This is a genomic window from Mesorhizobium sp. M1D.F.Ca.ET.231.01.1.1 (genome assembly GCF_003999155.2).
Taxonomy (GTDB): Bacteria; Pseudomonadota; Alphaproteobacteria; order Rhizobiales; family Rhizobiaceae; genus Mesorhizobium.
This window is the reverse complement of sequence record NZ_RZOZ02000007.1, coordinates 48,857-64,495: the sequence shown is the minus strand read 5'-3', so window position 1 is coordinate 64,495 and position 15,639 is coordinate 48,857. Positions and strand designations below refer to the sequence as shown.

Below are 15,639 nucleotides of genomic sequence, written 5' to 3'. Positions count from 1 at the left end.
CGATCAAGGCGGCACGGGCCGCAACCGGCGCAAATTGCGTCCCCTATTCTTGTTGCGAGCATCGTGATGGCCGTCAAACTGGATGCCGAACGGGCCGACGTTCCCGCGACTTGCGGATCCTGCGAGGCGCGGCGAGGCGGATTGTGCGGCGCCCTCGACACCGGCCAACTCGCCGAGCTGGCGAAGGCCTCGTCAAGGCATGAGGTTCTGGCGGAGACGGAACTGTCCGACGATGAAACCTACTCGAACGTGCTTTCCGGCGTTGTCAAGCTGACGAGAAACCTGTCGGACGGTCGTCAGCAGATTGTCGGCTTCCATTTCGCGCCCGACTTTCTGGGCCGGCCGTTCGAGGCAAAATGGCCGATCAAGGCCGAAGCCTTGACGAAGGTGGCGCTCTGCTCGTTTCCAAGCACACTCATCGAGCGAATGACGAACGATGCCCCGGAGCTTGGCCACAGGCTGCTCGAGCACGCGCTGAACGAGCTCGACGAGGCGCGCGACTGGATGGCGGCGCTGGGCCGCAAGACTGCGTCCGAAAAAGTCGCAAGCTTCCTTCTCATGGTCGCCAGAAACATCGATCGTGCCAACCATCCGGCTGGCCCGACGAGCTTCGACCTGCCGCTCACGCGCGCCGATATCGCGGATTTTCTTGGGCTGACCATCGAGACGGTTAGCCGCGAATTGTCCAGGCTGCGATCGGAGGGCGTAATCCAGATTGTCAACAAGCGGCATGTCAGCCTTGCAAGCCCGAGTGAGCTCGAGGAACGTTGCGGGGACTGAATAGCGACCGGCATTCTGCCAAACAGTATCGAGCTTGGCCTCGCCGAACCGGTCACGTGTCGGCCCGCTTCTTTGCGGTCTCTGCATGTCGCCCCGCCGCGCGCGCACTCGTGGCGACACGAATGCCTCCCAACAAAAAGCAATATGCGTTTGACCTGAATCAAGGCCCGAGAATCGAAAATCCCGAAATGGTGCCGCGAGCGGTGAGCTTCCGCGGAAATTTTCGAGACGAGATCGGGGACTTGCGATGAGATTTGGCACGGAGATCGTCCTTCTAAGCCTGTTTGCCTTTGCCGCCCTCGTGGCGGCCGGCTTCGGCGCAGATGAACCTTTTCGCCAGCATATGTGGGTTTTGTTCTTCGCCGTGGCCGGCTTCACCGCGATCCTGCTGCGCAACACGGATTTCAAGCCGGCAGCGCCGATAGACCCCACCGCCTACATGGATGGCCCGGTCCGCTACGGAGCCATCGCCACGGTATTCTGGGGCGTCGTCGGCATGCTGGTTGGCGTTATCATCGCTCTCCAGCTCGCCTACCCCGACCTCAATATCGGGCCCTGGCTCAATTTCGGCCGGCTGCGGCCTGTCCATACCTCCGGCGTCGTCTTTGCCTTTGGCGGCAACGCCCTGCTTTGCACATCCCTGTACGTCGTCCAGCGCACATGCAGGGCGCGGCTTTTTGGCGGCAATCTCGCCTGGTTCGTGTTCTGGGGATATCAGCTTTTCATCGTCATGGCCGCGACAGGCTATCTGCTGGGCATCACCGAGAGCCGCGAATATGCCGAGCCGGAATGGTATGTCGACCTCTGGCTGACGATCGTCTGGGTCGCCTACCTGATCCTCTTCCTCGGCACCATCCTGAAGCGCAAGGAACCGCACATCTACGTCGCCAACTGGTTCTACCTGTCCTTCATCGTGACCATTGCGATGCTGCACGTGGTCAACAACCTGTCGATGCCCACGTCATTGCTCGGCTCGAAAAGCTACTCCGCCTTCTCAGGCGTTCAGGATGCGCTGACGCAGTGGTGGTACGGGCACAATGCCGTGGGCTTCTTCCTGACGGCCGGCTTCCTCGGCATGATGTACTATTTCGTGCCGAAACAGGTGAACCGCCCGGTCTACTCCTACCGCCTTTCAATCATCCACTTCTGGGCCCTCATCTTCCTCTACATCTGGGCGGGGCCGCATCACCTTCACTACACCGCCCTGCCCGACTGGGCACAAACGCTCGGCATGGTGTTCTCGGTGATGCTGTGGATGCCTTCCTGGGGCGGCATGATCAACGGCCTCATGACGCTTTCGGGTGCCTGGGACAAGATCCGCACGGATCCGATCGTCCGGATGATGGTCGCCGCCATCGCCTTCTACGGCATGTCAACCTTCGAAGGCCCGATGATGTCGATCAAAACCGTCAACTCGCTGTCCCACTACACCGACTGGACCATCGGCCATGTCCATTCGGGCGCGCTCGGCTGGGTCGGCCTGATCACCTTCGGCGCGATCTACTACATGGTGCCGAAGCTTTGGAACCGTCAACGGCTCTATTCGCTGCGGCTCGTCACCTGGCACTTCTGGCTGGCAACCCTCGGCATCGTCGTCTACGCGGCGGTGATGTGGGTCTCGGGCATCATGCAGGGGCTCATGTGGCGCGAGTACGACGAGCAGGGATTCCTCGTCTACTCCTTCGCCGAAACCGTCGCCGCCATGCATCCCTACTACATCATGCGCGCCGCGGGCGGCGCCATGTACCTCGCCGGCATGCTGATCATGGCCTTCAATGTCGCCATGACCATTCTCGGCTACCAGCGCGAGGAAGAGTCCTCGCCGGCCGCGCCCGCGTTCCAGCCCGCCGAATAAGGAGCCAGACATGGGTTTGATGGATAAACACGCGCTCATCGAGAGGAACGCCACGCTGCTGCTCGTCGGGTCGCTGCTGGTCGTGACAGTCGGCGGCATCGTCGAGATCGCGCCGCTCTTCTATCTCGACAACACGATCGAGAAGGTCGAGGGCATGCGCCCCTACTCGCCGCTGGAGCTCGCCGGGCGCAACATCTATGTGCGCGAGGGATGCTATCTCTGCCACAGCCAGATGATCAGGCCGTTCCGCGACGAGGTGGAACGCTATGGCCATTACAGCCTGGCGGCCGAGTCGATGTACGACCATCCGTTCCAATGGGGATCCAAGCGCACAGGCCCCGATCTCGCCCGCGTCGGCGACCGCTACTCCAACAGCTGGCACGTCCAGCATCTTACCGACCCGCGTTCCGTCGTGCCGGAAACCATCATGCCGAGCTATGCCTTCCTGAAGGACACGCCGATCGAGGTGAAGGACTTCTCGACGCACCTCGTCGCCAATCGACGTGTCGGCGTCCCTTACTCAGATGACATGATCGCCAATGCCAACGCCGATCTGATGGCGCAGGCCGACCCCAATGCCGACACGTCTGGCCTGGAAAAGCGCTATCCGAAGGCCAAAGTCGGCGACTTCGACGGCAATCCGCAACAAGTCACCGAGATGGATGCCCTCGTGGCCTATCTCCAGATGCTCGGCACGCTGGTCGATTTCAAGAACTACGACGAAGCCGCCGGCTATCGCTGAGGAGGGCAAACGATGGACTACAACCTGATGCGCGAGTTCGCGGACAGCTGGGGGCTGCTTGCCATGGCCCTGTTCTTCGTCGGCTGCGTGGCCTTCGCGCTTCGCCCTGGCGGCAGGGCGCATGCCGACCAGGCTGCACAGATCCCACTCAAGGACGATTGATCATGAGCAACGAGCATATCGACGAAATCTCGGGCGTCACGACGACCGGCCATGAATGGGATGGGATCAAGGAGCTCAACAACCCCCTGCCGCGCTGGTGGGTGATCACCTTCTACGTCACCATAGCATGGGCGCTCGCCTACACGATCGCCTACCCTGCCTGGCCGATGCTGAGCTCGGCCACCAGCGGCGTCCTGGGCTTTTCCAGTCGCAACGACGTCAAGAACGAACTGGCTGCCGCGGAAGCCGCCAGGGCCAAGTATGTCGCCGCCATACAGTCCAAGAGCGTTGCCGAAATCGCCGGCGACGACGCGCTGCGCGAGTTTGCCGTCGCGGCCGGCGGCGCGGCATTCAAGGTCAACTGCGTGCAATGCCACGGATCCGGTGCATTGGGGTCGAAAGGATTCCCGAACCTCAACGATGACGATTGGCTCTGGGGTGGAAAGACGGAGGAGATTCATCAGACCATCACCCACGGAATTCGTTTTGCCGCGGATGCCGATACCCGCCAGTCGGAGATGACTGCTTTCGTCGACGTGCTTAAGCCGGAGCAGATCGCCCAGGTCAGCGCCTATGTGGCGAGCCTTTCCGGACCGGTGCAAGACAAAAGCCTGATCGAGCCCGGCGCCAAGGTTTTTGCGGACAATTGCGCCGCCTGCCATGGCGAGAACGCAAAAGGCAACAGGGAACTCGGGGCTCCCGACTTGACCGACGCGATCTGGCTCTACGGCTCCGGCGAGGCGGCAATCGCCGCACAGGTACGTGGCCCGAAGAACGGGGTGATGCCCGCCTGGGGCGGCCGCCTCGGCGAGACGACGGTCAAGGAGCTGGCTGTCTATGTCCATTCGCTTGGCGGCGGAGAATAGGAAGCGGGGCCTATTCTCGGCCCTCGGCCGTTCAAGCGACGAGGCCCGGCCCTGCCGGGCCTCGATTTGTTTTTGATGGCTCAATTTGACCTGCATCAACGCGGTGCGGCGTGAGTGATTGCAAGACTGCCGGACAGAGGCGGCAGCACTTCGCCGCGATTGGAGACCATCGTGCTGGATCAGATGCAGGTAGAACGGCTCGAGGCCGAGGCGGTCAACTCCGCCAAGACGCGACAGCCGCTCTACGCGGCTCGCAAGAAGATCTTTCCGAAGCGTGCCTCGGGCCGTTTCCGCCAGTTCAAATGGCTGGTGATGGCGATCACGCTCGGCATCTATTATCTGACGCCCTGGCTGCGCTGGGATCGCGGAGCCTTCGCACCCGACCAGGCTGTGCTCCTCGATCTGGCGAACCGGCGCTTCTATTGCTTTTTCGTCGAGATCTGGCCGCAGGAATTCTACTACGTTGCCGGCCTGCTCATGATGGCGGGCGTCGGTCTATTCCTGATCACATCGACGGTCGGGCGCGCCTGGTGCGGTTATGCCTGCCCACAAACCGTCTGGGTCGACCTCTTCCTTGTCGTGGAACGCGCGATCGAAGGCGACCGCAATGCCCGCATCAAGCTCGACGCCGCTCCCTGGAGCGCTCGCAAGCTGTTCTTGCGCGTATCCAAGCATGCCATCTGGATCGCCATCGCGGTTGCCACGGGCGGCGCCTGGATCTTCTATTTCGCCGATGCGCCGACGTTGCTCGGCGAAGTCGTCACCGGCGCGGCGGCGCCCGTCGCCTATGTCACGGTTCTTGTCCTGACCGGCACCACCTACGTTTTCGGCGGACTGATGCGCGAGCAGGTCTGCACTTACATGTGCCCGTGGCCGCGCATCCAGGCCGCGATGCTCGACGAGAATTCGTTGACGGTGACGTATAACGACTGGCGCGGCGAACCGCGGTCACGGCATGCCAAGAAGGCCACGGCCGCCGGGCAATCGGTCGGCGACTGCGTCGACTGCAACGCCTGCGTCGCCGTCTGCCCGATGGGGATCGATATCCGTGACGGCCAGCAGCTGGAATGCATCACCTGCGCGCTCTGCATCGACGCTTGCGACAGCGTCATGGACAAGCTCGGCCGCGAACGCGGGCTGATCTCCTATGCAACGCTGGCCGACTACAACGCCAACATGGCGGTGGCGACTTCGGGCGGCACCAGCCCGGTCGATCCGGCGCGCGTGAGAACGGCGAGCGGCAACTTCGTCGATGGCCTGGCACATTTCCACCTGGGCAAGATCTTCCGGCTGCGGACCTACATCTATCTCGGCGTATGGTCGGCGATCGGACTGGTGCTCGTCTATTCGCTGCTGACGCGCGAGAGGCTGGAGCTGAATGTCCTGCATGACAGAAATCCGCAATTCGTGACGCTTTCGGACGGCTCGATCCGCAACGGCTACACCGTCAAGCTGCTCAACATGATCCCCGAGCCGAGAACGATCGAGGTGAGGCTGGAGGGTCTCGACGGCGGTGAGATGAGCGTCGTCGGCATCGACCAGCCTCCGAGCCGCTCGTTTCCCATTTCGGTCGAACCTGACCGGCTGAAGACGCTGAAGGTCTTCGTCCGGCAGCCCGCGGGCCAGATCAAGAAGCCGATTCAAAGCTTCGAATTCCGCATCGCCGACCGGGCGGGTTCCGAATCCGCCGCCTACACCGCCAGTTTCAACGCGCCGGAGAACAGCAAATGAGCACCGATACGCAAAAGCCGCGCGAGTTCACCGGCAGGCACATGCTGATCTCCATCCTCGCCTTCTTCGCGGTGGTGATCGGGGTCAACGTCACCATGGCCACGCTCGCGCGCAGGAGTTGGACCGGCCTCGTCGTCGAGAACACCTATGTTGCCAGCCAGCAGTTCAACGAAGAAGCAAGGAAAGGAAGGGCGCAGGCGGCGCTCGGCTGGACGGGCAAGCTGATCATCGCCTCCGGTGTGGTCCATTACAGCCTTGTCGACAGCCGGGGCAAACCGGTGCCGCTGGACGGCGTCAGAATGCTGTTCCGCCACCCGGCCTACCAGGCCGAGGATGAAGCGGTGACGCTCGCCGCGGCCGTCGGCACCTCTCCCGGCAATACGCAGGAGTTTGCCGCCCGGCACACACCGAAGGACGGCGTATGGATCGTGGAGATCGATGCCGATGCCGGACTGACGCTGCCGTTCCGCGATGTTCGTCGCATCATGATCGCGAAGGGAACCCTGCAATGAGCTGCTGCGCGCCGGGTGCCGAAATGGCGTTGGAGGTCGCCGCCACGGTGTCCGCTACGCCGTCGAGCGATGAGATCAAGCTCGCCAGCCGCAGCCTGGGCGGCGACCTTCACCAGACCGAGTTGTCGGTGCCGATGGTTCATTGCGGCGCCTGCATTCAGGCGATCGAGGCTGCGCTCGGCAAGGTCGAGAACGTTGAAGCCGCTCGCGTCAACCTGTCGACGAAGCGCGTGTCGATTCGCTGGCACGGAGACAGCGTCCCGCCATTCTTTGCCGTGCTCGGTCGGCTGGGCTACCAGGCGCATCTGTTCGACCCGGAAATTCACGAGAAGGACAAGACGCTTTCGGAGTTGATCCGCGCCGTCGCTGTGGCAGGCTTCGCGGCCGGCAACATCATGCTGCTGTCGGTGTCGGTCTGGTCGGGCGCCGAAGGTCCGACGCGGGATCTGTTTCATTGGCTGTCCGCGCTGATCGCCATTCCGGCTCTCGCCTTTGCCGGCGGCATCTATTTCCGCTCCGCGGCGAACGCATTGCGCCATGGCCGGATGAACATGGACGTGCCGATCGCGGTGGGCGTCTCCCTGGCTTACGCCATGAGCCTCTATGAGACCGTCAATCACGGTGAGCATGCCTATTTCGATGCCTCGGTATCGCTGCTCTTCTTCCTGCTGATCGGCCGCACGCTGGACCATGTCATGCGCGAGCGGGCCCGGACAGCCGTCAACGGCCTTTCGCGACTTGCGGCGCGTGGGGCGGTGGTTCTGCGGGACGACGGCACGCGCGAATACGTGCCCGTCGCCGAACTCATGCCGGGAATGCGCCTGCTCATCGCGGCCGGAGAACGGATACCGGTCGACGGAGACATAACCAGCGGGAATTCCGACCTCGACTGCTCGATCGTCTCCGGCGAGAGCGCGCCCAAGGCCGTGAGCGCCGGAACATACGTCCAGGCCGGCATACTCAACCTCACGGGCCCGCTGACGATGCGGGCAACCGCCGCCGCGAAGGACTCCTTCCTGGCGGAAATGGTTCGCCTGATGGAAGCCGCGGAAGGCGGCCGCTCGCACTATCGGCGCATCGCCGACCGGGTATCGGCGCTCTACGCGCCCGTGGTCCACCTGGCGGCCTTTGTGGCATTCCTCGGCTGGATGGTCGCGTCCGGCGATTGGCACCGGGCTATGACCATCGCCATCGCCGTGCTCATCATCACATGTCCCTGCGCGCTCGGCCTCGCTGTGCCGATCGTCCAGGTGGTGGCGGCCCGGCGCCTGTTCGAAGCCGGCGTCATGGTCAAGGACGGCTCGGCGATGGAGCGTCTCGCGGCGATCGACACGGCTGTGTTCGACAAGACCGGAACGCTGACCATGGGGCAGCCGAGGCTCATCAACGCGTCCGAGATCGATCCGACCATGCTCGCGATGGCGGCTGACATGGCAGCCCATTCGCGGCACCCGTTTTCAAAGGCCATTGCCGCCTATGCGGGCTTTGCCGGTGAGCCCAAGCTCGACTTCGTGCGCGAAGAACCCGGCTTCGGCATCGAAGCGACCGCCGGGGATGACATTTGGCGCCTGGGCCGGCGCGGATGGGCCGGGTGGAAGGCTCGCACCGGCGGCGAGGGCAAGATCGGCGGCTATGGCGGCACGGTGCTTTCGAAGAATGGGAGCATCGTCGCATGCTTCGCCTTCGAGGACGCGCCCCGATCGGACGCCAGGGCGGCTATCCGGCAATTGAAGGACGCCGGCGTGTCGGTCGATATGTTGTCCGGCGATACCGAGAAGGCTTGCAGTGAAGTTGCCGGCACATTGGGGATCGAGAATTTCGTGCCGGCGGTGCTGCCCTCGGGCAAGGTTGAGTGGATCGAATCGCTGACGCGTGCGGGGCATAAGGTGCTGATGGTGGGCGACGGTCTCAACGACACGCCGGCGCTGCGCGCGGCGCATGTCTCGATCGCTCCGGCAAGCGCGGCCGACATTGGCCGCAAGGCCGCGGACTTCGTCTTCCTGCGCGAAAGCCTCCTCGCGGTCCCTCTTGCCATGGAAGTTTCGCGCAAGGCCGGCCGGCTCATTCGCCAGAACATCGCCATCGCGATCGTCTACAACGCTTTTGCCGTTCCGATCGCCATCCTCGGACATGTGACCCCGCTCATCGCCGCGGTCGCCATGTCCGCTTCATCGTTGATCGTGATCGCAAATGCGATGCGCCTGCAGGCCACGGCGAATGCGATTCCCGAAGTAACTCCGACGAGGCGCCGTTCCGATGTGGTGGGAGTGGCCCGCCCATGACCACGCTCGTCTATCTCATTCCCGTCGCCCTGTTCCTGGGAGCGCTCGGCCTGTCGGGCTTCCTTTGGGCGCTGCGCAGCGGCCAATACGAGGATCTCGATGGAGCCGCCGAGCGGATACTGATCGATCAGGACGACACCGGGAAGGATATCGGGCGCCGAAAATGAGCCAGGTCAGGGCGCGGCGGCCGGAGTATCTCATAAACATCCGAGAAGGGTGGAGGCGGACATGCAGGCCAGTGCCATAATGACGACCCCGGTGATCACGATCGATGCGGCTGCCTCGATCGCCGATGCGGTCGAACTGATGTTGTCGATGAAGATCGGCTGCCTGCCGGTCACGCGCGCCGATGGCACGATGGCCGGCATCCTCAGCGAGGGTGATTTCCTGCGGCGGGCGGAGCTCGGCACGGAGCTTACGCGACCGCGCTGGCTCGAATTCCTGGCCGGCCCCGGCAAGATCGCCGACGAATATGCTCGCGCCAACGGCCGGCGGGTCGACGAGGTGATGACGACCGAAGTCGTGTCTGCGCCGCCCGCCGCTTCGCTGCCCGAGATTGTCGCTTTGATGGCCCGCCACGACATCAAGAACGTGCCGATCGTCGAGGCGGAGAAGCCTGTCGGCATCATCGCCCGAACCGACCTGCTGCGCGCCCTGCTGCGGATGATCCCGAAATCCAGCGCGACGACCTGCGACGACGAACTGATCCGCGATACCATCCTGACCGAGCTTCGGAGCCAGCCGTGGAGCGGCGGCGATTTGATCGGCGTCGTCGTCGACAACGGGGTTGTCGAATTGACCGGCGCGATCTTCGACGAACGTCAGCGAAAGGCGGCGATTGTCGCCGCCGAGAACGTCGCCAGCGTCAGGAAAGTGATCGACAAGCTCTTCTGCGCCGGACCGTTCTCGGTCGTGCTCGTGTCCTAGAGCGTTTCACCGTTTCACGGAAACGGCGAAACGCACTATCTCCTTGTTTTTACGCAATTCCGGACGGAAAACCGCTCACACTTTTCCTGGAATTGCTCTCGAGACCTGGCCGCGTTCTTCCGGCCTTGCAAATCCCATGCCCGGTGCGGACTCCCCGGCGCCGTTGACGGGTGAGCGGCCGCAGTCCACCTTCGCAGCAATCCGATTCAGCTTCCAAAATCGTCTCTGATCGACGCGCTCGTGAATCATGCAGGACCAAGCAGCAGCAACCAACAGAGGACGACCTTCAAGCAACGTCCAGGACGCCAGCGTGGATCTGATCGCAGTGGTCGTGGCGGTCACCGATCAGGGGCCGAGCGTTCTGACCGTCGGGCCAGGTAGTGGCCTGCCCTCGGGCCCCTTCGAGCTCGGCCATCGGTCCCTGCAGTCCGGCCTCAGGGCATGGGTGGAACAGCAGACCGGCCACCAGCTCGGCTATATCGAGCAACTCTACACTTTTGCCGACAGCGACCGGATCGGCGAGCGACGTCAGCAGCGCGTGATCTCGATCAGCTATCTCGCCCTGACCCGCGTCGAACCAGCCGCTGGATCGGGCAAGCGGGCCTGGCGGGGCTGGTACGACTACTTCCCTTGGGAAGATCACCGCTCCGGCGTGCCCTCGATCGCGACGGACATTCTGCAGCCGCGCCTGCTCGCCTGGGCGGACGGCGCCGGCCAAGACCAGATGAAGCGCGAGCGCCGGCAGCGCGCCGCAATCGCCTTTGGCTTCGACGGCCGCGACTGGAATGAAGAGCTTGTCCTGCAGCGCTATGAGCTGCTCTACGAGGCGGCCCTGATCGAGGAAGCGATTCGCGGGCCGCGGCCTGGCGCATCCCCGCCTGTCCCCGGCGTCCCGATGACAGCCGACCATCGGCGCATCCTGGCCACGGGGATCGCGCGGCTGCGCTCCAAGATCAAATACCGGCCTGTCGTGTTCGAGCTGATGCCGCCGGTCTTTACCCTGCTTCAGCTGCAACGCACCGTGGAGGCGCTGTCCGGAAGGCTGCTCCACAAGCCGAACTTCCGGCGTCTCATCGAGCAGCAGGAACTGGTCGAGGAGACGGGAGAGACAACCGCCGACACGGTCGGCCGGCCGGCGAAACTCTTCCGCTTCCGCCACGCCGTCCTGGACGAGCGGGTTGTCGCGGGGACGAAATTGCCACTATCGCGCCCTTGACAACCATTATTCTCAAAGTAAGTATATATCCAGATTATACTCACATAGAGAATAATTTGAGCGCCGATGCCAACCCCGCTTTCGACCGCCGCGTCCCTTTACGATCGTGTCCGCCGCGTGATCCCGCCGATCGAATGGCCGATCTTCGCCGACGACATCGAAGCCATCCTGGCGCTGAAGCGAAAGCGCAATGCCGTCATCCTGGCGCACAACTACCAGACGCCCGAGATCTTCCATTGCGTGGCCGACATCGTCGGTGACAGCCTTGCGCTCGCCCGCAAGGCGATGACCGTCGATGCCGACGTCATCGTGCTCGCCGGCGTGCATTTCATGGCCGAGACGGCCAAGCTCCTCAACCCGGGCAAGACCGTACTCATTCCGGACCTCGGCGCCGGCTGCTCGCTGGCCGATTCCATCACCGCATCCGACGTGCGCCTGATGCGGCAGCGCTATCCCGGCGTGCCGGTCGTGACCTACGTCAACACCTCTGCGGCGGTGAAGGCAGAATCCGACATCTGCTGCACCTCGGGCAATGCGCTAGCGGTGGTGGAATCGCTCGGCGGGCCACGGGTGATCATGCTACCCGACGAATATCTGGCGAAGAACGTCGCGGCGCAGACGAAGGTCGAGATCATCGCCTGGAAGGGCCATTGCGAGGTGCACGAGCGCTTCAGCCCCGCTGACATACGCGAACTGCGCGAGGCCCATCCCGGGGTGACGGTGCTTGCCCATCCCGAGTGCCCGCCGGAGGTTGTCGCGGAAGCGGACTTCGCCGGCTCGACGGCGGCGATGTCCGACTATGTCGGGCGCCACAAGCCAGCGCGCGTCGTGCTGATGACCGAATGCTCGATGAGCGACAACGTCGCCGTCGAGCATCCTGATGTCGACTTCGTGCGCCCCTGCAACCTCTGCCCGCACATGAAGCGCATCACGCTTCCCAACATCCGCGCGGCACTCGAGGAGAACCGCCACGTCGTCACCATCGACCCGGATGTCGCTGACCGCGCGCGCCGGGCGGTGGAGCGGATGCTCGCCGTATGACCATGCACCACCTCCACGGAATGCCTGTCATCATCGGCGGCGGCATTGCCGGCCTGGCGACGGCGCTCCATCTCGCCCCTGAGCCGGTTGTCATCATCTCCAAAACCTATCTTGGGGACGAAGCCTCCAGCCTACTTGCACAAGGTGGGATTGCAGCGAGCCTCGGCAGCGATGATAGCCCGGACCTGCATCTTGCCGACACGCTCGCGGCCGGCGACGGACTTTGCGATGAGAAGGCGGCAAGGCGCGTCGTCGAGGCGGCACCGCGAGCGATCGAACATCTCGAGCAGCTGGGCGTCCGCTTCGACCGTGCGCCCGACGGCGCGTTGCTGCTCGGGCTCGAAGCCGCGCATTCGCGCCGGCGCATCGTCCATGCCGGCGGCGATGCCACCGGCCGGGAACTGGTTCGCACGCTCGCAGCCGCCGCGCGGCGCACACCTTCGATAGCGATCCTCGAAGGCGTCGAAGCCCGGCGCCTGTTCGTCGAGGACGGCGAAATCACGGGCGTGCTGGTGGTTGGAGACGGCGACGCGATCTCGCTTCCCACTGGCCGCGTGGTGCTCGCGACCGGCGGCTTTGGCGGGCTGTTCGATCACACGACCAACCCGCTTGGCTCGTTCGGCCAGGGCCTGGCGCTGGCTGCGCGCGCCGGCGCGGAGCTCGCCGATCTCGAATTCGTCCAGTTCCATCCGACCGCGCTCGACGGCGCGCGCCAGCCGATGCCGCTGGTCAGCGAGGCGGTACGTGGCGAAGGCGCGGTGCTCGTCGACGAGCACGGCCGGCGCTTCCTTGGCGACACACCGGGCGGCGAGCTCGCGCCGCGCGATGTCGTGGCACGCGGCGTGTGGCGCGAGCTTCGCGCGGGGCATCGCGTCTTCCTCGATGCCCGACAGTGTCTCGGGCCGAGATTCGCCGAACGCTTTCCGGCGATCGCATCGCTTTGCCGCGAGGCCGGCATCGATCCTGCCTTGCAGCCGATCCCCGTGCGTCCCGCCGCCCACTATCACATGGGCGGCGTGGCGGTGGATGCCGGGGGCCGAACCTCGCTGCGCGGCCTATGGGCCTGTGGCGAGGTCGCCCGGACCGGCCTGCACGGCGCCAACCGGCTTGCCAGCAACTCGCTCGTCGAAGCGGTGGTCTGCGCCGCCTGGGTCGCGGCAAGCGTCGCCGCCGCCTCTCCGGGCATGCCGAGACGACTGAAGCCCGCGATTGTTCCGCCGCGAGCCGATGCTTCGCGCATCCGCCCGATCGTCTCGCACGCGCTCGGCATCGAGCGTGACGGCAAAACGCTGCGCGAAGCGGCGAGGATACTGGGGCCGATTGCCGAGGGTCGCGATTGCGCGTCCGATCCCGCGCTGGTTGCGCTGATGATCACAATCTCCGCCCTTCGTCGCGAGGAAAGCCGGGGGGCGCACTTCCGCAGCGATTTTCCCCGTCGCGATGCTCAATCGAAATCGCTGCGGTTGACGCTCGACCAGGCGCTTGCGGCGGCAGCATCCCTTTCCGACGCCGCCGCACCGCTCGGCAGAAGGGCCTGATCATGACGCTGACACCGCTGCCGCGCGTGATGGTGGAGCCGCTAGTACGCTCGGTCCTGCTCGAGGATGTGGGACGCGCCGGCGATCTCACCACCGATGCGATTGTTCCAGCGGACGCCATCGCGACGATGGTGCTCGCTGCAAGACAGCCTGGCGTGATCGCCGGCATCGAAGTCGCCGCTCTCGCCTTCGAGCTGATCGACCCGAGAGTCAAAGTCACCGTGATCCATCCGGACGGCGCCGCCGTCTCGGCCGGCGATGCGATCGCGACCGTGCATGGACCCGCCCGCGCGCTGCTGACGGCCGAACGGACGGCGCTCAACTTGCTCTGCCATCTGAGCGGCATCGCCACGCAGACCGCGGCGGTCGTCGATGCCGTGCGGAACCACAAAGCCACGATCGTGTGCACGCGCAAGACGACGCCTGGCCTTCGCGCGCTGGAGAAATATGCCGTACGCGCCGGCGGCGGCGCCAATCACCGCTTCGGCCTCGACGACGCCGTGCTCATCAAGGACAACCACATCGCGATCGCCGGTGACATCCGTACCGCCATCGAGCGGGCGCGGGCGCGTGCCGGCCACATGGTGAAGATCGAGGTCGAGGTCGACACGCTCGAGCAACTCGACCTGGCGCTCGCGGCCGGGGTCGACGCGGTCCTCTTGGACAACATGTCGGTCGAGCAGCTCACCGAGGCGGTGGCGATGGTCGGCGGCCGCGCCATCACCGAGGCATCCGGCCGCGTGACCGCGCAGACGGCGCGCGTGATCGCGGCAATCGGCGTGGACCTGATTTCGGTCGGCTGGATCACACATAGCGCGCCGATCCTTGATATTGGGCTGGATTGCCGGTAGCGAAGCGTGTCGTTGATCAACGCGCGTGACCTTTGAACAGAAACCGGCGCTCATGAGCCGGCATAAATGTCCAGTTTGGCCAATAGAAGCTCCGTTCACCGGAATTCGGTCGCGAATGAACATCCAAACGATGGAGATGGCATGAACGTCGAACTGAATGCCGCCTTGGGCTCGACTCAAGGAGCGTCCAGCCAGTGGGGCCGAGAAGCGGCACAGGCAGTCTACGATCTGCCGTTCAACGACCTGCTGTTCCGAGCCCAGATGATCCATCGCCAGAATTTCGATCCCAACCGGGTGCAGCTGTCGCGCCTGCTTTCGATCAAGACCGGCGGATGTCCGGAGGATTGCGGCTACTGCAGCCAGTCCTCGCATCATCAGTCCGGGCTCAAGGCCTCGAAGCTGATGGAGGTCAAACGCGTCATCGCCGAGGCGACGAAGGCACGCGACGCAGGCGCCACGCGCTACTGCATGGGGGCCGCCTGGCGCAGCCCCAAGGAACGCGACATGGACGCCGTGGTCGCCATGGTCGAGGGCGTGAAGGCGCTTGGTATGGAAACCTGCATGACGCTCGGCATGCTCGACGTCGGCCAGGCACAGCGGCTCAAGCAGGCCGGCCTCGACTACTACAACCACAACATCGACACTTCCGAGCGCTACTATAGCGAGGTCATCTCGACGCGGACCTTCGCAGACCGGCTGGATACGCTGGCCAATGTCCGCGACAGCGGCATCAAGGTCTGCTGCGGCGGCATCGTCGGGATGGGCGAGGAGAAGGCAGACCGCATCGACATGCTGGTCACGCTGGCCAACCTGCCGGAGCCGCCCGACAGCGTGCCGATCAATATGCTGATCCCCATCGAGGGCACGCCGCTCGGCGAGGCCGAGCCGATCGAGCCGATCGAATTCGTGCGCACGATCGCGCTTGCCCGCATCATGATGCCGAAATCGCATGTGCGGCTTTCGGCCGGCCGCACGGCGATGAGCGACGAGATGCAGGCGCTGTGCTTCTTCGCCGGCGCCAATTCCATCTTCGTCGGCGACACCTTGCTGACCGCAGAGAACCCCGGAGAGGACAAGGACAGCGCTTTGTTCCGCCGGCTGGGCATCAAGCCGATGGAGCGCGACGCCCAGTGAAC

General features: G+C 64.3%; 15 protein-coding genes. All 15 read left to right on the top strand.

The window, feature by feature from the left end; genetic code table 11:
• Positions 1–66 precede the first annotated feature (66 nt).
• The 15 genes from EN874_RS19290 (at position 67) to bioB (ending at position 15,637) form a co-directional block, all read left to right on the top strand.
• The gene (locus EN874_RS19290; RefSeq protein WP_127426695.1) at positions 67–780 is read left to right on the top strand and encodes a Crp/Fnr family transcriptional regulator; all 714 of its coding nucleotides are present in this window, start codon (positions 67–69) and stop codon (positions 778–780) included.
• Positions 781–1,027: 247 nt separating this feature from the next.
• Positions 1,028–2,635 (top strand): cytochrome-c oxidase, cbb3-type subunit I, encoded by a 1,608-nt coding sequence (gene ccoN / locus EN874_RS19285; protein ID WP_126085882.1) that lies wholly within the window; start codon positions 1,028–1,030, stop codon positions 2,633–2,635.
• Between the two features lie 10 nt (positions 2,636–2,645).
• A complete protein-coding gene (gene ccoO / locus EN874_RS19280; RefSeq protein WP_127426696.1) occupies positions 2,646–3,377 on the top strand; it encodes a cytochrome-c oxidase, cbb3-type subunit II in 732 nt (243 codons plus the stop codon).
• A gap of 12 nt (positions 3,378–3,389) precedes the next feature.
• Complete coding sequence (locus EN874_RS19275) at positions 3,390–3,539, top strand: cbb3-type cytochrome c oxidase subunit 3 (protein ID WP_127426697.1); 150 nt, start codon at positions 3,390–3,392, stop codon at positions 3,537–3,539.
• A 2-nt stretch (positions 3,540–3,541) separates the two neighbouring features.
• Entirely contained in the window at positions 3,542–4,405 is an 864-nt protein-coding gene (gene ccoP / locus EN874_RS19270) for a cytochrome-c oxidase, cbb3-type subunit III (RefSeq protein ID WP_127426698.1), read from the top strand.
• Between the two features lie 171 nt (positions 4,406–4,576).
• Positions 4,577–6,136: a cytochrome c oxidase accessory protein CcoG gene (gene ccoG, locus EN874_RS19265; RefSeq protein WP_127426699.1), complete on the top strand. Its 1,560-nt coding sequence runs from the start codon at positions 4,577–4,579 to the stop codon at positions 6,134–6,136.
• Positions 6,133–6,648: a FixH family protein gene (locus EN874_RS19260; protein ID WP_127426700.1), complete on the top strand. Its 516-nt coding sequence runs from the start codon at positions 6,133–6,135 to the stop codon at positions 6,646–6,648. Before ccoG ends, EN874_RS19260 begins: the two co-directional genes overlap by 4 nt.
• Positions 6,645–8,930, top strand: coding sequence for a cation-translocating P-type ATPase (locus EN874_RS19255; RefSeq protein ID WP_127426701.1), 2,286 nt, complete (start codon positions 6,645–6,647; stop codon positions 8,928–8,930). The genes EN874_RS19260 and EN874_RS19255 overlap by 4 nt, the downstream gene beginning before the upstream one ends.
• Positions 8,927–9,097 (top strand): cbb3-type cytochrome oxidase assembly protein CcoS, encoded by a 171-nt coding sequence (gene ccoS / locus EN874_RS19250; RefSeq protein WP_126085889.1) that lies wholly within the window; start codon positions 8,927–8,929, stop codon positions 9,095–9,097. The genes EN874_RS19255 and ccoS overlap by 4 nt, the downstream gene beginning before the upstream one ends.
• A gap of 61 nt (positions 9,098–9,158) precedes the next feature.
• Positions 9,159–9,857 (top strand): CBS domain-containing protein, encoded by a 699-nt coding sequence (locus tag EN874_RS19245; RefSeq protein WP_127426702.1) that lies wholly within the window; start codon positions 9,159–9,161, stop codon positions 9,855–9,857.
• A 247-nt stretch (positions 9,858–10,104) separates the two neighbouring features.
• Positions 10,105–11,073 (top strand): hypothetical protein, encoded by a 969-nt coding sequence (locus tag EN874_RS19240; protein ID WP_127426703.1) that lies wholly within the window; start codon positions 10,105–10,107, stop codon positions 11,071–11,073.
• Between the two features lie 66 nt (positions 11,074–11,139).
• Positions 11,140–12,114, top strand: coding sequence for a quinolinate synthase NadA (gene nadA / locus EN874_RS19235; protein WP_127426704.1), 975 nt, complete (start codon positions 11,140–11,142; stop codon positions 12,112–12,114).
• Positions 12,111–13,652 carry an L-aspartate oxidase gene (locus EN874_RS19230; protein ID WP_127426705.1) on the top strand — a complete coding sequence of 514 codons (1,542 nt, stop codon included), beginning with the start codon at positions 12,111–12,113 and terminating at the stop codon, positions 13,650–13,652. The genes nadA and EN874_RS19230 overlap by 4 nt, the downstream gene beginning before the upstream one ends.
• Before the next feature lie 2 nt (positions 13,653–13,654).
• The gene (gene nadC, locus EN874_RS19225) at positions 13,655–14,503 is read left to right on the top strand and encodes a carboxylating nicotinate-nucleotide diphosphorylase (RefSeq protein WP_127426706.1); all 849 of its coding nucleotides are present in this window, start codon (positions 13,655–13,657) and stop codon (positions 14,501–14,503) included.
• Between the two features lie 141 nt (positions 14,504–14,644).
• Positions 14,645–15,637 carry a biotin synthase BioB gene (gene bioB, locus EN874_RS19220; RefSeq protein ID WP_127426707.1) on the top strand — a complete coding sequence of 331 codons (993 nt, stop codon included), beginning with the start codon at positions 14,645–14,647 and terminating at the stop codon, positions 15,635–15,637.
• The last annotated feature ends 2 nt before the right edge of the window (positions 15,638–15,639 follow it).